The 17,712-nt window shown below is 67.9% G+C and carries 19 protein-coding genes and 1 pseudogene; 7 read left to right on the forward strand and 13 right to left on the reverse strand.

Translation table 11 applies throughout. From position 1 onward, the window contains the following. Window positions 1-84: 84 nt before the first annotated feature. The 10 genes from JHW48_RS04095 to JHW48_RS04140 all read right to left on the reverse strand — a co-directional run bounded on the left by JHW48_RS04095 (window position 85) and on the right by JHW48_RS04140 (window position 8,881). The gene (locus JHW48_RS04095; protein ID WP_119886818.1) at window positions 85-363 is read right to left on the reverse strand and encodes a protealysin inhibitor emfourin; all 279 of its coding nucleotides are present in this window, start codon (window positions 361-363) and stop codon (window positions 85-87) included. A 33-nt stretch (window positions 364-396) separates the two neighbouring features. Further along, a complete protein-coding gene (locus JHW48_RS04100) occupies window positions 397-1,473 on the reverse strand; it encodes a M4 family metallopeptidase (protein ID WP_205961939.1) in 1,077 nt (358 codons plus the stop codon). A gap of 78 nt (window positions 1,474-1,551) precedes the next feature. Then, window positions 1,552-2,559, reverse strand: coding sequence for a sn-glycerol-3-phosphate import ATP-binding protein UgpC (locus JHW48_RS04105; protein ID WP_119886817.1), 1,008 nt, complete (start codon window positions 2,557-2,559; stop codon window positions 1,552-1,554). A gap of 1 nt (window position 2,560) precedes the next feature. Beyond that, window positions 2,561-3,409: a sn-glycerol-3-phosphate ABC transporter permease UgpE gene (gene ugpE / locus JHW48_RS04110; RefSeq protein WP_119886816.1), complete on the reverse strand. Its 849-nt coding sequence runs from the start codon at window positions 3,407-3,409 to the stop codon at window positions 2,561-2,563. Beyond that, on the reverse strand, window positions 3,409-4,287 hold the full coding sequence (gene ugpA / locus JHW48_RS04115; protein ID WP_119886815.1) for a sn-glycerol-3-phosphate ABC transporter permease UgpA: 879 nt from the start codon (window positions 4,285-4,287) through the stop codon (window positions 3,409-3,411). The genes ugpE and ugpA overlap by 1 nt, the downstream gene beginning before the upstream one ends. Before the next feature lie 72 nt (window positions 4,288-4,359). Further along, a complete protein-coding gene (gene ugpB, locus JHW48_RS04120; RefSeq protein WP_119886814.1) occupies window positions 4,360-5,667 on the reverse strand; it encodes a sn-glycerol-3-phosphate ABC transporter substrate-binding protein UgpB in 1,308 nt (435 codons plus the stop codon). A 106-nt stretch (window positions 5,668-5,773) separates the two neighbouring features. Next, window positions 5,774-6,775, reverse strand: a complete 1,002-nt coding sequence (locus tag JHW48_RS04125) for a DUF808 domain-containing protein (RefSeq protein WP_119886813.1) — start codon at window positions 6,773-6,775, stop codon at window positions 5,774-5,776. 179 nt (window positions 6,776-6,954) lie between these two features. Then, window positions 6,955-7,521: a fasciclin domain-containing protein gene (locus JHW48_RS04130; protein WP_119886812.1), complete on the reverse strand. Its 567-nt coding sequence runs from the start codon at window positions 7,519-7,521 to the stop codon at window positions 6,955-6,957. Window positions 7,522-7,622: 101 nt separating this feature from the next. Beyond that, window positions 7,623-8,330, reverse strand: a complete 708-nt coding sequence (locus tag JHW48_RS04135; protein ID WP_119886811.1) for an anti-sigma factor — start codon at window positions 8,328-8,330, stop codon at window positions 7,623-7,625. Further along, a complete protein-coding gene (locus JHW48_RS04140) occupies window positions 8,327-8,881 on the reverse strand; it encodes a sigma-70 family RNA polymerase sigma factor (RefSeq protein ID WP_240637893.1) in 555 nt (184 codons plus the stop codon). The genes JHW48_RS04135 and JHW48_RS04140 overlap by 4 nt, the downstream gene beginning before the upstream one ends. Window positions 8,882-9,036: 155 nt before the next feature. Between JHW48_RS04140 and cobS the strand changes: the two genes are divergently transcribed. After that, on the forward strand, window positions 9,037-10,008 hold the full coding sequence (gene cobS / locus JHW48_RS04145; protein WP_119886809.1) for a cobaltochelatase subunit CobS: 972 nt from the start codon (window positions 9,037-9,039) through the stop codon (window positions 10,006-10,008). Window positions 10,009-10,018: 10 nt separating this feature from the next. Here cobS and nikR read toward each other — a convergent pair whose 3' ends face one another. Next, window positions 10,019-10,417: a nickel-responsive transcriptional regulator NikR gene (gene nikR, locus JHW48_RS04150; RefSeq protein ID WP_119886808.1), complete on the reverse strand. Its 399-nt coding sequence runs from the start codon at window positions 10,415-10,417 to the stop codon at window positions 10,019-10,021. Window positions 10,418-10,546: 129 nt separating this feature from the next. On the opposite strand from nikR, the gene JHW48_RS04155 reads away from it, so the two are divergent. From JHW48_RS04155 to JHW48_RS04180, 6 genes are read left to right on the forward strand one after another with little or no spacing between them, the layout of a single operon-like run. Then, on the forward strand, window positions 10,547-12,043 hold the full coding sequence (locus tag JHW48_RS04155) for an ABC transporter substrate-binding protein (protein ID WP_119886807.1): 1,497 nt from the start codon (window positions 10,547-10,549) through the stop codon (window positions 12,041-12,043). Next, entirely contained in the window at window positions 12,022-12,993 is a 972-nt protein-coding gene (locus tag JHW48_RS04160; protein WP_240637892.1) for an ABC transporter permease, read from the forward strand. Before JHW48_RS04155 ends, JHW48_RS04160 begins: the two co-directional genes overlap by 22 nt. Continuing rightward, complete coding sequence (locus JHW48_RS04165; protein ID WP_119886806.1) at window positions 12,990-13,802, forward strand: ABC transporter permease; 813 nt, start codon at window positions 12,990-12,992, stop codon at window positions 13,800-13,802. The genes JHW48_RS04160 and JHW48_RS04165 overlap by 4 nt, the downstream gene beginning before the upstream one ends. Further along, window positions 13,793-13,918 (forward strand): hypothetical protein, encoded by a 126-nt coding sequence (locus JHW48_RS04170; RefSeq protein ID WP_272835773.1) that lies wholly within the window; start codon window positions 13,793-13,795, stop codon window positions 13,916-13,918. The genes JHW48_RS04165 and JHW48_RS04170 overlap by 10 nt, the downstream gene beginning before the upstream one ends. A gap of 29 nt (window positions 13,919-13,947) precedes the next feature. Continuing rightward, complete coding sequence (locus JHW48_RS04175; protein WP_272835774.1) at window positions 13,948-14,523, forward strand: ATP-binding cassette domain-containing protein; 576 nt, start codon at window positions 13,948-13,950, stop codon at window positions 14,521-14,523. Next, window positions 14,516-15,115, forward strand: a complete 600-nt coding sequence (locus tag JHW48_RS04180; RefSeq protein WP_119887954.1) for an ABC transporter ATP-binding protein — start codon at window positions 14,516-14,518, stop codon at window positions 15,113-15,115. Before JHW48_RS04175 ends, JHW48_RS04180 begins: the two co-directional genes overlap by 8 nt. A gap of 268 nt (window positions 15,116-15,383) precedes the next feature. Here JHW48_RS04180 and JHW48_RS04185 read toward each other — a convergent pair whose 3' ends face one another. Beyond that, on the reverse strand, window positions 15,384-16,430 hold the full coding sequence (locus tag JHW48_RS04185) for an IS481 family transposase (protein WP_272835846.1): 1,047 nt from the start codon (window positions 16,428-16,430) through the stop codon (window positions 15,384-15,386). Between the two features lie 57 nt (window positions 16,431-16,487). After that, window positions 16,488-17,585 (reverse strand): annotated as a pseudogene (locus JHW48_RS04190) (IS5 family transposase). Between the last annotated feature and the right edge of the window lie 127 nt (window positions 17,586-17,712).

A 17,712-nucleotide genomic window follows, 5' to 3' on the forward strand; every position in this document is an offset into this window, starting at 1 on the left:
GGCGGACCTCAGCCAAGGACGGTGGACGCAGCCAAAACCCGAACGATCGCCATGGCGACAGGTGACCCGGGGCCACCCGTGTCGTCATTCCGCGGCGTCGATCAGGTCCAGCATCTCGGGCGGGATCTGCGCCTCGGACAGGGTGAAGCTGTGGGCGGCGGCGGTGGTGACGGTGATCGCATAGCGCATCCCGTCCGGCCCGCGCGGGCAGGGGCTGCGGGCCAGATGGGCCAGGTTCTCGGGGCGGAAGGCGCGGCACAGCGCCTCGCGCCGGGGCGGCGGCTGGTTGTCGGTGTCGATCCGCCGGAGATCGGGCAGGCCGATCCCGGCAAAGCCGCCTTGGCTGCGGATCTCGATGATCATGGGCCCTCCGCCGTCATGCGGGGAAGGATAGGATCAGACCGCGATTCCCACAAGCTTCCACGCCCGGCGCAGCATCTGCTGGGGCTGGCTGCCCGAACCCGACAGGTCCGCCGCCGATCGCAGCGTGGCATCCGCCCAATCGGAGAAACTGGCCATGGGGTTGTTGATCCGCTGCAGCGTCCGATACCAGATCTGGCCCGGCAGATCCCAGGACCGCCCGCCCAGATAGCTGCAGAACAGATAGAAGGCGTGGTTCGGGATGCCCGAATTGATGTGAACCCCGCCATTGTCATCGGTCGTGGTGACGAAATGGTCCATGTGCCAGGGCTGGGGGTCCTGGCCCAGCAGGTCGTCGGAATAGGCGGTGCCGGGCGCCTTCATGCTGCGCAGCGCGCGCCCGTTCACCCCCGGCCCCAGGATGCCGCGCCCGATCAGCCAATCGGCCTCGTGGACCTGCTGGCCCAGCACCCGCTGCTGGGACAGGGCGCCGAAGACGTCGGCCACATGTTCGTTCAGCGCCCCGGACTGGTTTTCATAGATCAGCCCGCCGGAATGCTGGATCACGCCATGGGCCATTTCATGCCCGATCACCGACAGTTCCAGAAAGGTGCGGAAGATCGTGCCGTCGCCCGTGCCATAGGCCATCTGGCGCCCGTCCCAGAAGGCATTGGCATAGTTGCGGCGATGCTGGACCGTGGCGATCAGCGGCATGCCCCGCCCGTCCAGCGAATTGCGGCCATATTCCTCGGCGAACAGCGAAAAGACCTGGCCCGCGCTGTCATAGGCCATGTCGGCATCGGGGATGCCCGAGGGCGCGTCGCCCTCGGCCCGGACCAGGCGGCCGGGCAGGGCGGCGCGGAATTCGCCGTCATGGATGCGGCGGTCGGGGCAGCAGATGTCGGGATCGACCGGCGGCAGGACGGCGTGCAGCTCGGATGCGGGGCTGGTCTGGGCGGCCCGGTCCCGGCGCAGCAGCGCGTCATCGGCCAGCAGGCCGCGCGCCATCTGCGCGGTGGCCGGATCGCCGCGCAGCGCCAGCACCCGCAGCATGTAGGGCGGCACGATGCAGGCTAGCGGATTGTGGCGGGAACAGGACAGGGACATGCACATCGGGGGCGACCTTTCCGATCAGGGATCGCCCCAAGGTAGCAGAGAGCGCCCGCCCGGCAAGGGGCGGGCGTTCACGTTTCAGTCCAGGCGCTGCCCGGTCCGCGCATCAAAGAGATGCAGCGCCTGCGGGCGGCAGCCCAGCCGCAGCTCGTCCGAGAGCGGCGCGTCCGAGGGCAGGGTGATCGTCATCGGCTGATCCGCGGTCTGGCCATGGACCAGGCGTTGGGCGCCCAGCTCCTCGACGGCGGTGACGCGCATCACGATGGGGCCGTCGGGGGTGACGGTCAGGTCCTCGGGGCGGATGCCGACCATGCCCGCATGACCCGTGCCGGGCAGATGGGGCAGGGCCGCGCCCGCGATCAGGTTCATCGCCGGGCTGCCGATGAAGCTGGCCACGAAGGTCGATGCCGGGCGGCGATAGACCTCCAGGGGCGTGCCGATCTGTTCGATCCGCCCGCCATTCAGCACCACCAGCCGGTCGGCCAGGGTCATCGCCTCCAGCTGGTCATGGGTGACATAGAGCGAGGTGGTGCGCAGGCGCTTCTGCAGCTGCTTGATCTCCAGCCGCATGGCGACGCGCAGTTTCGCGTCCAGGTTCGACAGCGGTTCGTCAAAGAGGAACGCGGCCGGTTCGCGCACGATGGCGCGCCCCATGGCGACGCGCTGGCGCTGGCCGCCCGACAGGGCGCGGGGCTTGCGGTCCAGGAAGGCGCCGATCTGCAGGATGTCCGAGGCGATCTTGACCCGACGCTCGATCTCGGCCTTGGGGGTGCCGCGGTTCTTCAGCCCATAGGCCAGGTTCTGGCGCACCGACATATGCGGATAGAGCGCATAGTTCTGGAACACCATCGCGATGTCGCGGTCGGCGGGCTCGACCTCGTTGACGACGCGGTCGCCGATGCGGACCTCGCCCTCCGAGATGCTTTCCAGCCCGGCGACCATGCGCAGCAGCGTGGATTTCCCGCAGCCCGAGGGGCCGACCAGAACGATGAATTCGCCATCCGCGATGTCGATGTTCACGTCGCCCACGGCGCGGGCCCCGCCGGCATAGATCTTGCCGAGGTTCTTCAGGGTGATGGATGCCATCTTATTTCTCCGTCTCGACCAGGCCCTTGACGAACAGGCGCTGCATGCCGATGACCACCGCCACGGGGGGGATCATCGCCATCATCGCCGTCGCCATGACCAGGTGCCATTGCGGGATGCCGTCCACGGCATCCGCCATGCGCTTGATGCCCGCCACGATGGTGTAATAATCCGCGCTGGTGGTGATCAGCAGCGGCCACAGATACTGGTTCCAGCCATAGATGAACAGGATCACGAACAGCGCCGCGATATTCGTGCGCGACAGGGGCAGCAGGATGTCGCGAAAGAACTTCATCGGGCCGGCGCCATCGATGCGGGCGGCCTCGGTCAGCTCGTCCGGGATGGTCAGGAAGACCTGGCGGAAGAGGAACGTGGCCGTGGCGGACGCGATCAGCGGGATCGACAGGCCCGCATAGCTGTTCAGCATGCCCAGATCGGCCACGACCTGGAAGGTCGGCACGATCCGCACCTCGACCGGCAGCATCAGCGTCACGAAGATGCACCAGAAGGCCAGACCCCGGAAGGGAAAGCGGAAATAGACCACCGCGAAGGCCGACAGGACCGAGATCACGATCTTGCCCACCGCGATCAGCAGCGCCATGATCAGGCTGTTCATCATCATCGTGCCGACCGGGGGCGTGCCGCTGGTGGACACGCCGCGGCCCAGCATGCGGCTGTAATTTTCGACCAGGTCGGGGCCGGGCCACATCGGGATCGTGCCCGACATGAAGGCGGTGGGCCCATGGGTCGAGGCCACGAAGGCCACCCAGACCGGCAAGGCCACGACGCAGACGCCCAGGATCAGGACCAGATGCGCCGCGAGGTTCAGGAAGGGGCGGTTCTCGATCATCAATAGGCGACCTTCTTCTCGACATAGCGGAACTGGATCACGGTCAGCATGGCGACCAGGCCCATCAGGATGACCGACTGCGCGGCGGAACTGCCCAGGTTCTGGCCCACGAAGCCGTCGAAATAGACCTTGTAGACCATGATGTTCGTGGCCTGGGCCGGGCCGCCCTGGGTGGTGGCGTCGATCACCGCGAAGGTGTCGAACATCGCATAGACGATGTTCACGACCAGCAGAAAGAAGGTCGTCGGCGACAGCAGCGGAAAGGTGATGTCAAAGAAGCGCCGCACCGGGCCCGCCCCGTCGATGGCCGCGGCCTCGCGCAGGGATGCCGGGATGGCCTGCAGCCCCGCCAGGAAGAACAGGAAGTTGTAGCTGATCTGCTTCCAGGCGCTGGCGATCACCACCAGCGTCATGGCGTCGCCCTTGTTGCTGATATGGTTCCAGTTATAGCCCAGCTGGCCCAGCAGATAGGGCATGATGCCGATGGTCGGGTTGAAGATGAACCACCACAGGATGCCCGCCACCGCGGGCGCCACCGCATAGGGCCAGACCAGCAGCGTGGTATAGACCCGGGTCGACCGGATCATCCGGTCCACGGCGATCGCCAGCAGCAGCGCGACCCCCATCGACAGCACCGTGACCGATATGGCGAAGACCGCCGTCACCTGCAGCGAATTGAGGTATTCCGGGCTGTTCCACAGCCTGCGGAAGTTGTCCAGGCCCACGAAGGTGGTGCGGATGCCGAAGGCGTCCTGGCGCAGAAAGCTCTGGCGCAGGGCCTGGGCTGCGGGCCACAGGAAGAAGATGAAGGTGATGATCAGCTGGGGGGCCAGCAGCAGCCAAGGCAGCAGCTGGTTTCGAAAGATGGTGCGCTTCATCGGCGGGCCTTCGGGAATGGGAAGACCGGGGCCGTGCGGTCCGCGCGGCCCCGGTCGGATCCTGGGGGACGGTTACTGGGCCTGGAACTGTTCCAGCAGGTCGTCACCGCGGGCGACGACCGAATCCAGCGCGCCCTGGGCGTCCTTGGATCCGGCCAGCAGCTGCTCGAACTCCTCGTCGATGATGCCGCGGATCTGCACGTAATTGCCGAAGCGCAGGCCCTTGGAATTCTCGGTCGGATCGTTCAGCGTGATCTGGTTGATGCCGGTATCCGCGCCGGGGTTCTCGGCGTAGTAATCGGCCATCGCCTCGCGCGCGGCCTCGGTGATCGGCAGATAGCCGGTGGCCGACGCCCAATCCGCCTGGACCTCAGGCTGGGTCAGATAGTCGAAGAAGGCGGCGGCGGCCGCATATTCCTCGTCCGACTTGCCCGACAGCACCCACAGGGTCGCGCCGCCGATGATGCTGTTCTGGGGCGCGCCCTCGACATCGTCGTAATAGGGCAGCATGCCGAAGCCCAGATCGAAGGCCGATGCATTGGCGATCACGCCCGCCCGGCTGGCCGAGCTGCCCATCATCATCGCGCATTCCTGCGAATAGAACATCGGCGCCGCGCCATCCGCGCCGACCGGGCCGCCATATTTGAACAGACCCTCATCGGCCCAGGACTTCAGGTTGCCCCAGTGCTTGACCTGGACGGGGCCGTTCAGCGACAGCCGCGCCTCGGTCCCGCCGAAGCCGTTCTCCAGCGTGCCGATGGGCTGGTTGTGCCACGCGGACAGGTTCTCGGTCTGGATCCAGCTGACCCATTGCGTGGTGAAGCCGCAGCTGGCCGCGCCCGATTCCATGATCTGGCGGCTGAACTGCTCCAGCTCGGCCCAGGTCCGGGGCGGCTGTTCGGGGTCGAGGCCCGCCGTCTCGAAGACGGATTTGTTGTAATAGAGGATCGGGGTCGAGCTGTTGAACGGCATGGACAGCATGTTGCCGTCCGTATCGGTGTAATAGCCCACGACCGAGGGCAGGAAGGCGTCGGCGTCAAAATCCTGGCCGTGCTCCTCCATCAGCTGGTGGACCGGGACGATGGCGCCCTCGGCGGCCATCATCGTGCCGGTGCCGACCTCGAAGACCTGCACGATGGCGGGCTGCTGGTTGGCCCGGAAGGCGGCGATCGCGGCCGTCATGGTTTCCGGATAGGTGCCCTTGTAGGACGGCATGACGCGATAGTCGTCCTGGCTGTCGTTGAAGCCCTGCGCGACTTCCTCCAGCTTGGCGCCCAGTTCGCCGCCCATGGCGTGCCACCATTCGATGCTGGTCTGGGCCTGTGCGGTGCCAAGCGATGCCAGCAGGGCCACCACGGATGCGGTGCTCAGTCGGTTCATTGTTGTCCCTCCCCTCATGGAGTTGCGATGCCGGACCCGCCTAGCGGGGTGTCATGACGGCTTCGCAACGCTCATGTGACAGTCATGTGACGGCGGAGGGGATCGGTCAACGATTTTCGTGGATGTTCGGTTTTTTCCGCATCCGCGCGATGGGCCGGCGCAGCGTTTCGATCAGCGGCGAAATCACCCTGTTTGCGATCGGCAGCAGCGCCAGCCCCACGGCCAGGCCGATGATTCCGTCCAGAAACGCCGTCACCGCCCAAGCTGCGGCACCCCCCGCGGCGGGCAGGGCCAGGGCTGCGGCATCGGACCAGCGGTGGATCGTCGCATAGGGTTCGTGCCAGCCCAGATCATGCAGCCCGTGGACGATGATCTGGCCACCGACCCAGATCATCGCGGCCGTGCCCACCACGGTCAGCACCCGCATGAATCCCGGCATGACCTTGACGATGCCGCGCCCGAAGGCCGCCACCGCGCCCCGGCGGCGCGTGGCCAGATGCACGCCGACATCGTCGGCCTTCACCACCAGCGCGACGAAGCCATAGACGGCCGCCGTGATCGCCACCGCCACCAATGCCAGGATCACCGCCTTGGCCATCAGGCTGTCGCCCACCGGGATGGTGGAGAGCGCGATGGTCATGATTTCGGCCGAGAGGATGAAGTCGGTCTTGATGGCGCCCGCGACGCGCTCCTCCTCCAGCGCGGCGCCGTTGGTTCCGGGATGGGTATGGGCGGGGCTGTCGTGATCGGCACTGGGATGGAACAGATGGGCCACCTTATGCGCGCCCTCATAGCACAGATAGGCGCCCCCCAGCATCAGCAGCGGCGGGATCGCGCCGGGCGCCAAGGCCGACAGGGCCAGCGCCACGGGCAGCAGGATCACCAGCTTGTTGAACAGCGATCCGCGGGCGATCTTCCACACGATGGGCAGCTCGCGCGCGGCGTCAAAGCCCTGGACGTATTTCGGCGTCACCGCGGCATCGTCGATGACCGCCCCCGCCGCCTTGGCGCCCGCGCGGGCCGCCTGTCCCGCCACGTCGTCGATCGAGGCCGCGGCCACTTTCGAAATGCTGGCGATATCGTCAAGAAGCGCGATCAGACCGCTCATCCCCGTCACCCTCTGCATGGCCCGGCTGCGACGTGCTGTCGCAGACCCTGCGGGCCAGCCTGAACGCGCCAGCGATGCGCGGGTTCACGGGACCCACGCGAAAAGGCCTGCGCAGTGGGGACTGCGCGGGCCGGGGCTGCGATGTCGGGGGGACCAGGCGGCCCCTTGGCCTGCCGGGCTTACGAGGCCGGCAGCAGGACCGTGTCGATGACGTGGATCACGCCGTTCGACTGGTCCACGTCGGGGATGTTGACCGTGGCGGTGTTGCCGTTCTCGTCCGTGATCAGCAGCGCGTTGTCGGTGTCGCGGATCGACGCGGTCAGCGTGCAGCCGCCCACGGTCTCCAGTTCGGCCGAGCCGCCGCCCGACATGATCATGTTGCCGACGGCGGGCGAGAAGGCCTCGGTCGGGACCACGTGGCAGGTCAGGACGGTCTGCAGCTGTTCCAGGTTCTCGGGCTGCAGCAGGGTGTCGACGGTGCCGGCGGGCAGCTTGTCGAAGGCGGCGTTGGTGGGGGCGAAGACGGTGAAGGGTCCGGGGCCGGACAGCGTCTCGGCCAGGCCCGCGGCCTGGACCGCCGCGACCAGCGTGGTGTGATCGGCCGAATTCACGGCGTTCTCGACGATGTTGCGCTCGGGCAGCATCTCGGCTCCGCCGACCATGGTGTTCTGTGCCAGGGCGGGCGCGCCCAGGGCCAGGGTCGCGGCCAGGATCGAGGCGCCGGTCTTGGTGAAGCGAATGGTCATTGTCTTCCTCCGGGTTTGAAGCGGGGCACCTGTCGGCGCCCGGTGCCTTCAAACACGGGAGGGGTGGGGAAAGGTTGCGCCTTTCCCCGATCAACCCGTCTTCACATGGACGTGAGCGCGGCGATGGCCAGCACCGGCCCGGTCGCCTGGCCCGTGGGCGACCCGCCGGTCGGTTCGTCCGAGAGGGCCAGCTGGACCTGCGGCCCGGGTTCCAGCCCTTGGGGCAGGTCGATGCGCGCCGATCCGTCACGCGGCACCACCCCGAGCGACAGCGGCGTCGCATCGGCATCAGCGATCCACCAGATCTCCCAATCGCGGCCTTGGGGCGCGGGCTGGCCCTGCAGGGCGACCTCCAGCTGGCGGTCGGTGACGCGGGCCGTGACCGCAAGCGCGGCCTCGGGGGATTCCAGCCGGGCCTGATAGCCGGGCTGGGCGGGCGTCGTGCCCGTGCCCGGCAGCCAGATGGCGACCGCAACGGCCGCGGCGGCGGCCAGCCCGGCCAGCGCGCCGATCGGGCCCCGCCACCACGGGCGCGGCGCGGCGGGGTCGTTGCTCAGCGGCGGGGTCGCATGGCCCAGCCTTTCGCGGATGGCCTGACGCGCGCGGGCGGGGGCCATGACGGGGGTCAGATCCTCGGCCATGGCGGCCAGCCGTTCCTGCCAGTCGCAGACGGCGCGGGCGAAGGCCGGGTCGGCATCCATGCGGGCGCGGGCCTCGCGGGCCTCGTCGCCCTCCAGCAGGCCCAAAGCCTGTTCGGCGGCCAGGGCCTCGGTTTCCTCGGCCGGGGTCAGGGGGGTATCAGGGGTCATTGGCTGACGCAGTCCTTCAGGCGCAACAGGCTGCGGCGCAGCCAGCTGCGGGCGGTATTGATGGGGATGCCCGCGCTTTCGGCCAGATCGGCATAGCTGGCGCCCTCCAGATAGACGGCGCGCACGGCGATGGCCTGGGGTTCGGCCAGCCGGTTCAGGCATTCGTCCAGCATGCGGCGCTGCTGGGCCAGGATGGTTTCCGATTCGGGGCCGGGGGCGGGGCAGGCCATGTCCAGGGCCGCATCCTCGGGGGCGGTGGCGGGGCGGGCGGCGCGGGCGCGCAGCCGGTCGATGGCGCGGTTGCGCGCGATGGTGATCAGCCAGGTCATCGGCGACAGCCCGTTCGCGGCATAGCGTCCCGCGCCCTGCCAGATGCGGATATACACCTCCTGCAGGGTCTCCTCGGCCTCGGGGCGGTCGCGCAGGACGGACATGCAGACGGCGTGCAGCTTGGCCGATGTCGCGTCATAGAGCGCATCGAAGGCGTCGCGGTCACCCAGGGCAATGCGCGATATCAGCTTTTCCAGCTGGGTATGGCGGGGGTCTGTCACCGGGAAATATCCTGTCATCGGGGTCGCGCCACCTTAGGAACGGGGCCCCGGGGCGTCAACGTGGGCCGGGGGGGACCGGCGGCACTCTGCCGCGCCTTGCGCCGGTTGCGGGAATGGGCGATCAATGCGCCGATGTGATGGAAAGGGCCGGACCGATGCTGGACATGAACGCCAAACCCACCGAAGAGATCGACCTGCGCGAGGTGTTCGGTCTGGACAGCGACATGAAGGTGCGCGGCTTTGCCGAACGGACCGAGCGGGTGCCCGACATCGACAGCACCTACAAGTTCGACCCCGACACCACGATGGCGATCCTGGCGGGGTTTGCCTATAACCGCCGGGTAATGGTGCAGGGCTATCACGGCACGGGCAAATCGACCCATATCGAACAGATCGCGGCGCGGCTGAACTGGCCCTGCGTACGGGTGAACCTGGACAGCCATGTCAGCCGGATCGACCTGATCGGCAAGGACGCGATCAAGCTGGTGGACGGCAAGCAGGTCACCGTCTTCCACGAGGGCATCCTGCCTTGGGCCTTGCGCAACCCGACCGCGATCGTCTTCGACGAATATGACGCGGGCCGCGCGGACGTGATGTTCGTCATCCAGCGCGTACTGGAGGCGGACGGCAAGCTGACCCTGCTGGATCAGAACGAGGTCATCACGCCGAACCCCTATTTCCGCCTGTTCGCCACCGCGAATACGGTGGGCCTGGGCGACACGACCGGCCTTTACCACGGCACCCAGCAGATCAACCAGGGCCAGATGGACCGCTGGTCGCTGGTCGCCACGCTGAACTATCTGCGCCACGATGCCGAGGCCGCCATCGTGCTGGCCAAGGTGCCGCAATACAACACGGAAAAGGGCCGCAAGATCATCAACCAGATGGTCACCTTGGCCGACCTGACCCGCACCGCCTTCATGCAGGGCGACCTGTCCACGGTGATGAGCCCGCGCACGGTCATCGCCTGGGCCCAGAACGCGCGGATCTTCGACAATGTGGGCTATGCCTTCCGCCTGACCTTCCTGAACAAATGCGACGAGCTGGAGCGTCAGACCGTGGCCGAGTTCTATCAGCGCCTGTTCGACGAGGAACTGCCCGAAAGCGCCGTCGCCAAGGCGGGCTGACCGGCCCCCGTCACGGCAGGGGCATGACATGCAGGCGGCCCATCCTGACGCCCTTCTGCGTCAGGATGGCGTCGGCCATGGCCCGCACCTCGGCCACCGATCCGCGCAGCACCACCACCTCCAGGCAGTCGTCATGGCTGACATGGACATGCAGCGTGGACAGCGCCAGGTGGTGATGGCGATGCGCCTCGGCCGTCAGGCGGCGCGACAGGTCGCGCGCCTCGTGATCGAACAGATAGCTCAGCGTCGCGATGCAGGCGGCATCCGGGTCGGCGTCGGTCTCGGCCATCTGCATGCCGGCCAGGATGTCGCGCATCGCCTCGGACCGGCTGGGATAGCCGCGCCGGTCGGCATAGGCGTCCAGCGCGTCCAGCTGGCTGTCGTCGATGGTCATGGTCACGCGCTGCATGGGGCCTCCTGCCTGCAAAACGGGCAGTCGCCATGCCCGACAGCCCCGTTCTAGCCCCCGCGCCTTGCCTTGGCCACCGGCGCGGCCGTATGCGCAATCCGATGCTTTGTCATACGGAAAGGTCCCCCGATGCGCCTCGCCCTTGCCCTGACCGCGCTGCTGGCACCGCTGCCGGCGGCCGCCGCGCCCGACCTGGTCCTGGCCATCGGCGGCGAGCCCGAGACCGGCTTCGACCCGATCCGGGGCTGGGGCACCTATGGCAACCCGCTGTTCCAGTCGACCCTGCTGCGCCGCGACGCCGATCTGGCCACGCAGCCGGACCTGGCCGAGGACTGGCAGCTGTCCGAGGACCGGCTGGTCTGGACCGTGACCCTCCGCGAGGGGGTGCGGTTTTCCGACGGATCGCCCCTGACGGCGCGGGATGCGGCCTTCACCTTCATGACCGCGAAGCAGGTCCCCGACAGCCTGGACCTGTCCGCGATGGACCGGGCCGAGGCGCTGGACGACCGCACCCTCCGCATCACGCTGAACCGCCCCTGGATCACCTTCACCGAGACCTTTTACACCTTGGGCATCGTTCCCGAGGCGAGCTATGGCCCCGGATATGGCCGCGCGCCGGTGGGATCGGGGCCCTACAGCCTGGTCTCGTGGTCCGAGGGCGAACAGCTGATCGTGCGCCGCAACGAGGCCTATCACGGCCAGATGCCGCAGTTCGAGCAGATCACCTTCCTGTTCACCGGGGCCGATACCGGGCTGGCGGCGGCGCAGGCTGGGCAGGCGCATCTGGTGGCCGTGCCCGCGCAACTGGCCGGGCGGGTGCCGCAGGGCTTTCGGCCCGTGGTCGCGCAGACGGTGGACAATCGGGGCCTGTCGATGCCCGCGGATGCGCCCGTCACCTCGGACCCGGCGATCCGGCAGGCGCTGAATCTGGGCCTTGATCGCGCGCTGATCGCCGAGGTCGCGCTGGAGGGGCATGGCACCCCCGCCTTCGGCCCCGCCGACGGCCTGCCTTGGGCCGGGCCGGACGACCTGTTGGAGCATGACGCGCAGGCCGCGATGGCGGTGCTGGACCGGGCCGGATGGCTGCCCGGCCCCGACGGCATCCGCGCCCGCGACGGGCTGCGGGCGGCCATCGCGCTGAACTATCCGGCGGGCGATCCGACGCGGCAGGCCCTGGCCGAGGTCACGGCGGAGCTGGCCCGCCCCCTGGGCATCCAGGTCACCCCCAAGGGCGGCAGCTGGGACGCGATCCAGCGGGTGATGCATGACGAGCCCGTGGTCTTCGGCTTCGGCAGCCATTCGCCCTATCAGCTCTATACGCTCTATTCCTCGGCGGTGGCGCGGACGGGCTGGATGAATCCCGGCGGCTATGCCAGCGCCGAGGTCGATGCCGTCTTCGCCCGCGCCCAGGCCGCCGAAAGCATGGAGGCCGCCGCCCCGATCTGGGCCGAGGCCGCGGCCCATTACGGCGTGCATGGCGACAATGCCTGGGTCTGGCTGGTCAATCTGGACCATGTCTATCTGGCGCATGACTGCCTGGATCTGGGCGCCACCCAGATCGAGCCGCATGGCCATGGCTGGCCCGTCACCGCGACCTTGGCCGATTGGCGCTGGACCTGCGGATGAGGGCTTTGGCCCATGCGGTCGCGGTGCTGGCGGCGGTGGCGCTGGCGGTCTTCGGGCTGATGCGCGCATCCCCCGTCGATCCGGTCGCGGCCTATCTGGGCCCGGCGATGGCGCAGGCCAGTCCCGAACAGATGGCCCGCATCGCCGAAAGCTGGGGGCTGGACCGGCCCGCGCCGGAACGGTTCGCGCGATGGGCGGGGCAGGTGCTGCGGGGCGATCTGGGCTGGTCCACGACCTATGCCGCCCCGGTGGGGCAGGTTCTGGGCGAAAGGCTGGGGGCATCGGCGCTGCTGGCGGGGCTGGCCTGGGCGCTGTCGGGGGTGCTGGGCTTTGCGCTCGGGCTGGTGGCGGCGATGGCGCGGGACCGCTGGCCGGACCGGGTGATCCGGCTGTGGTGCTATGTGCTGGCGGCGACGCCGACCTTCTGGCTGGGCATGGTGATGATCGCGCTCTTCGCGGTGGGCCTGGGCTGGGCGCCGGTCTGTTGCGCGGGGCCGATCGGGGTGCCGTCGGATCAGGCGGGCCTGGCCGACCGGCTGCGGCACCTGGCGCTGCCTTTGACGGCGCTGACGCTGTTCGGCGTGGCCCAGATCGCGCTGCATACCCGCATCAAGGCCATCGAGATCCTGCAATCCGACCCCGTGACCCTGGCGCGCCTGCAGGGCGCGGGGCCGGGCGATATCCTGTGGCGCCATGTGGCCCGCAACGCCGCCCTGCCGGGGGTGACCGTGCTGTTCGCATCCCTGGGCGAGATCATCGGCGGGGCGATCCTGGCCGAACAGGTCTTTGCCTGGCCCGGCCTCGGCCGCGCCACGATCGAGGCCGGGATGCGCGGCGACGTGGCCCTGCTGCTGGCCATCGCGATGCTGACGGCGGTGGTGGTGGTCGCCGCAAACCTGGCCGCCGACCGGCTGGCCCCGGCGCTGGACCCGCGTCAGAGGGCGCGATGACCCCGCGTCTGGCCCTGACATCGGCCGTCGCGGCGGCGGTCCTGCTGGCTTTGCCGCTGGCCGCGCTGATGCTGGGCGATCTGGGGATCCGGGCGGATTTCGGGGCGCGCAACCTGGGGCCGGGGCCCTCCCATCCGCTCGGGACCGATCCGATGGGGCGGGATCTGGCGGCGCGGGTGGTCCATGGGCTGGTCCTCAGCCTGCAGATCGGGCTGATCGCGGGGGCGCTGTCCACGGCGCTGGCGGTGGCGGTCGCGGTGACCTCCAGCCTGGGGCGGGCGGCGGATGCGGTCATGGGGTTTCTGACCGACGTGATGCTGGCCTTGCCGCATCTGATGCTGCTGATCCTGATCAGCTTTGCGCTTGGCGGCGGGACGGGGGCGGTGATCACCGCCATCGCGCTGTCCCATTGGCCGCGCCTGGCCCGGCTGCTGCGGGCCGAGATCCGCCAGCTGCAGGCCGCCCCCTATGTCGAGGCGTCGCGCGCCTTCGGCCGGTCGCGCCTGTTTATCGCGCGCCACCACCTGCTGCCGCATCTGGTCCCGCAGGCGCTGACCGGATTCGTGCTGATGTTTCCCCATGCGATCCTGCACGAGGCCGGGCTGACCTTTCTGGGCTTCGGGCTGGATCCGACCCAGCCCGCCATCGGCGTCATGCTGTCCGAGGCGATGCGCCATCTGGGCGCGGGCCGCTGGTGGCTGGCGGTCGGGCCGGGGGCGGCGCTGGTCCTGATGGTGCTGTGCCTGGAGCGGCTGGCCGATGCGATCCACCGCCGCACCAACCCGCGCGAGGGTCGGATATGGGCCTGATCCTGCAGGACCTGTCGGTGGGCTTTCTGCAACCCGCGGGCCTGTGGCGGCGGCGCGCGGGGTGGGTGCTGGCGGGGGTGGACCTGCAGGTGCCCGCGGGGGGGTCACGGCGCTGATCGGCGCATCGGGGGCGGGCAAGACGCTGTTGGCCCATGCGGTGGTCGGCGCGCTGCCGGGGAATGCGCGGGTGGCGGGGCGGATCGCGGTCGCGGGGCGGACAGGCTTTCTGCCCCAGCAGAGCGGCTGGCTGGACCCGACCGCGACGGTGGGCGCCCAGATCGCGTGGGCCGCCCGGCGCGCGGGCCGCCCCGCCGGGACCGAGGGGCGTCTGGCGGCGATGGATCTGGGGCCGGAGGTGGCGCGGCTTTATCCGCATCAGCTGTCGGGGGGCATGGCCCGGCGGGTGCTGATGGCGATGGCGCTGATCGGGGGGCCGGCGCTGCTGGTCGCGGACGAGCCGACGGTGGGGCTGGACCCGGCCTCTGCGGCGCGGCTTCTGGGGGCGATGCGCGATCATGCGGGGCGGGGCGGGGCGGTGCTGCTGATCACCCATGACCTGGGCGCGGCCCTGCCGGTGGCGGACCGGGTCGCGATGATCGAGGATGGCCGCCTGACGCCCCCCTGCGCGGCCGCGGCCTTTGCCGGATGCGGCGCGGACCTGCCGCCCGCCGCCCGCCGCCAGTGGCGCGCCCTGCCGCAGAACGCGTTCAGCGATGCTTGAGGCGCGCGGCATCGCCATCGCCCAAGGCGGCCGCATCCTGGCCCGGGGGATCGACCTGGACCTGCGGGCGGGCGAATGCCTGGGCCTGGCCGGGCCCTCGGGATCGGGCAAGACGACCTTGGGCCGGGCCTTGGCCGGGCTGCATCCGCTGGCCGCGGGAACCCTGCGCCTGCCCGCGCGCCAAGGGCCGGGCCATCCGGTCCAGTATCTGCATCAGGACGCGGCGGCGGCGATGAACCCGCGCTGGACCGTGGCCCGCATCCTGGCCGAGGCGGGACCGCCCCAGCCCGCCCTGGCGCGCGCCTTGGGCGTCGAGCCGGATCCCGGCCGACACCCGCACACCCTGTCGGGCGGCCAGCGCCAGCGATTGCAGATCCTGCGCGGCCTGCTGGCCCGCCCCCGCATCCTGATCGCGGACGAGATCACGGCCTCGCTGGACCCCGCATCCCAGGCCGCGATCTGGCGCGTGCTGGGCGATCTGTGCCGCGATCGGGGCATCGCCATCCTGGCGATCAGCCATGACGCCGCCCTGCTGGACCGCATCGCGCATCGGCGGATGCGGATGCCCCGGCCGCTCGAGGTTCAGACTTGATGTGCCACTTCCGGATAGCTGGCGACCGATAGATATCGACGGAGGCTGTGGCGATTGCCAGACCAGCTGGCCTTACCTTCTTGGCGGTATCGAAAACGCCAATCCGTTTAAATGATGCTCTGCCGTACCGAAGCTGTGATTTTTGTCGATCTAACAGGCCGCTGATTTAGTCTTTGTCTGAGAACGTTGTTCTTTGTTCTGATGGAGATTTTGTTTGTGCAACCGGGTTAGGTGAGGGCCTTGGCCGCTTTGCGACCGCGTCTTCTGCTCATGCTGCGAGCAGCTTCAGCAGTCTGGCGAGATTTCCGGCGGCAAGCGCCATTATGAAGCTCGCTCTTACGCGCTCGATGCCGCGGTAGGTGTTCAGTCCCGGCATCTGGTGGATCGGATTGACGATGAATCTGTCTGGCTCTGAAGTCCAGACCTTGCAGATGTATTCGTAGGGTGTGACACCGCTCAGCGTCTTGAGCCTGCGTGCGAAATTGTAGGCGGCGATGAAATCGGCGAGGTGCGTGCGCAGCTGGCTGTGGCTGTCGTAGTGGTAGCGCTTGACGGTCGCGTCCTTGATCGTCCTGTTCATCCGCTCGACTTGGCCATTCGTCCACGGGTGGTTGGGCTTGGTCAGCCGATGCTCGATCCCGTTTGCCTCGCAAATCATGTCGAACCGCATTTGCCGAGAGTAAGGAGTGTTACGGTTTCGAGGCTGCTCTGCGAACTGGATGCCATTATCGGTCAGGATCGTGTGGATGCGGTAGGGCACGACGTCCAGAAGGTGCTCCAGGAACTCCCAAGCGGTTTTCCTGTTGGCCTTTTCCGCCAATTGAACGACAGCAAATTTGCTGGTGCGATCAATGGCTACGAAGAGGAAGAGCTTGCCTTCGGCCGTCTGCACCTCGGCGATGTCGATATGGAAGAAACCTATCGGGTAGCGCTTGAACTTCGCACGCTTGGGCTTGTCCCCGCCCACGTCCGGCAGTCGCGAAATGCCATTCCGCTGCAGGCATCGGTGCAGCGCCGAGCGCGTCAGATGTGGGATAGAGGGCTGAAGAGCGTAGAGGCAGTCGTCCAACGGCAGCAGCGTATGGCGCCGAAACGCGACGATTGTTGCTTCCTCGGCCTCACTCAAGACCGTGGAGCGTGGCTCCTTCGGCCCAGTCTTACGGTCCTCAACTGTCTCGCGCTTGCGCCACTTCGCGACAGTCTTTGGGTTGATGCCGAGCTCCCGGCTCAGCTGCGCGAGCGAAGCTTGCGATCGCTGTATTGCAGCTCTGACAGCGTGCGTGGTCGTGGCGCTCCCGTGACGAACTTGTCCCATAATGCTTCCTTCCATTCCTGCGAAAGGATTGCACCATCAAACCATGGGATCAAACACCTAGGCAGTCTGGGCGGCGCCTGCGATGGTTTTGGCCCAGCCAAAAGCCTCTTCGATCCGTTTGCGGTGCCTGAGGGACAGGGCGTAGCCCTTGCGCCTGATGGTGCGCCCGTCGATTGCTGAATGACACGATTTTTGTGCGATATGTGGGGTGATGCAGGCCTGCCGCAGATCGACGACGAACTGTGCCGCGTCATATCCCTTGTCGGCGCCGAGCGTCAGCCGCCGGGTCGAGCCCGGGGAGTGACGGTTGATCATATCCATTGCCGCCTGGCGTTCAGCACGGTCAGTCGCGCGGATCAGATCCGCCTGGACGATGAAATCATTGCGGTTTTCCATCACAGCATGACCGATGAAGCACAGTGCTGCCCCGGTGCCAGGCGCTTTCTTGCAGAGCCGCGCGTCCGGATCGGTCGTAGAGGCATGGGTCGCATTCGAGCGCTTCTCGCCCCTGAGGTCGACTTCGGCATTGCGGTGGCCGGGTCTGGTGCGGGGCATCGGTTCGGTCTCTGGCAGGGTGGGTTGGTCATCGGCGGCAGCGTCAGGGGGCAGGTGGCTCGCCCTGATCATCGTCGCCCTGCATGCCCTCGGTCTTTGGCCGGAAACTCTTCATCGACGCCCAAGCCTGGACCAAAGTGCCATCGACCAAGAGCCAAAGGACCGCGCAGCGAAATGATCATCCGACAAAAGCGGCGCCACCTCGCGATGCGCCAGAATGGCAGACATCGCTTTGCGCGACATCTCGCAGTTCAGAAGCCGATCACGGTTCTTGGAGAAGACGGTGGGGACCCATACGGCGTCGTCGATCCCGAGGCCCCCAAACCAACGGAACAGCAGGTTGTAGCGCATCTGCTCCATCAGCTGACGCTCGGACCGGATCGAGACCAGGATCTGGATCAGACTGGCCCGGATCAGCCGCTCCGGCGCGATCGAGGGGCGGCCAAAGTCGACGTAAACCGCGCTGAAATCCGCATCCAGGCTCGCCAGGGCGTCATTCACCACCTGCCAGATCTTCCGCAGCGGGTGATGCGTAGGGATTCGGTCCTCCAGATCGACATAGCTGAACAGCGGACCCCTCGTTCCGTCCGTGCCCCGCATCGTCATCCTCCATCTACTTACCGATGGTGAATCATGTTCCAGATACCACGTCGAGACCCAACTAAATCAGCACCATGATGGAACGGTATGAGAAGATTGCAAGAAGTGTACGATACTCGGCCGAAAG

Source organism: Paracoccus aestuarii (assembly GCF_028553885.1).
Classification (GTDB): Bacteria; Pseudomonadota; Alphaproteobacteria; order Rhodobacterales; family Rhodobacteraceae; genus Paracoccus; species Paracoccus aestuarii.

Bases quoted from the DNA above. Each gene is read 5' to 3' on its own strand.
- JHW48_RS04170 (WP_272835773.1), top strand. From the start codon at position 13,793: ATGGGCCTGATCCTGCAGGACCTGTCGGTGGGCTTTCTGCAACCCGCG.
- ugpB (WP_119886814.1), bottom strand. From the start codon at position 5,667: ATGAACCGACTGAGCACCGCATCCGTGGTGGCCCTGCTGGCATCGCTT.
- JHW48_RS04155 (WP_119886807.1), top strand. From the start codon at position 10,547: ATGCGCCTCGCCCTTGCCCTGACCGCGCTGCTGGCACCGCTGCCGGCG.
- ugpE (WP_119886816.1), bottom strand. From the start codon at position 3,409: ATGATCGAGAACCGCCCCTTCCTGAACCTCGCGGCGCATCTGGTCCTG.
- JHW48_RS04095 (WP_119886818.1), bottom strand. From the start codon at position 363: ATGATCATCGAGATCCGCAGCCAAGGCGGCTTTGCCGGGATCGGCCTG.
- JHW48_RS04165 (WP_119886806.1), top strand. From the start codon at position 12,990: ATGACCCCGCGTCTGGCCCTGACATCGGCCGTCGCGGCGGCGGTCCTG.
- cobS (WP_119886809.1), top strand. From the start codon at position 9,037: ATGCTGGACATGAACGCCAAACCCACCGAAGAGATCGACCTGCGCGAG.
- JHW48_RS04185 (WP_272835846.1), bottom strand. From the start codon at position 16,430: ATGGGACAAGTTCGTCACGGGAGCGCCACGACCACGCACGCTGTCAGA.
- nikR (WP_119886808.1), bottom strand. From the start codon at position 10,417: ATGCAGCGCGTGACCATGACCATCGACGACAGCCAGCTGGACGCGCTG.
- ugpA (WP_119886815.1), bottom strand. From the start codon at position 4,287: ATGAAGCGCACCATCTTTCGAAACCAGCTGCTGCCTTGGCTGCTGCTG.
- JHW48_RS04180 (WP_119887954.1), top strand. From the start codon at position 14,516: ATGCTTGAGGCGCGCGGCATCGCCATCGCCCAAGGCGGCCGCATCCTG.
- JHW48_RS04130 (WP_119886812.1), bottom strand. From the start codon at position 7,521: ATGACCATTCGCTTCACCAAGACCGGCGCCTCGATCCTGGCCGCGACC.
- JHW48_RS04135 (WP_119886811.1), bottom strand. From the start codon at position 8,330: ATGACCCCTGATACCCCCCTGACCCCGGCCGAGGAAACCGAGGCCCTG.
- JHW48_RS04100 (WP_205961939.1), bottom strand. From the start codon at position 1,473: ATGTGCATGTCCCTGTCCTGTTCCCGCCACAATCCGCTAGCCTGCATC.
- JHW48_RS04105 (WP_119886817.1), bottom strand. From the start codon at position 2,559: ATGGCATCCATCACCCTGAAGAACCTCGGCAAGATCTATGCCGGCGGG.
- JHW48_RS04125 (WP_119886813.1), bottom strand. From the start codon at position 6,775: ATGAGCGGTCTGATCGCGCTTCTTGACGATATCGCCAGCATTTCGAAA.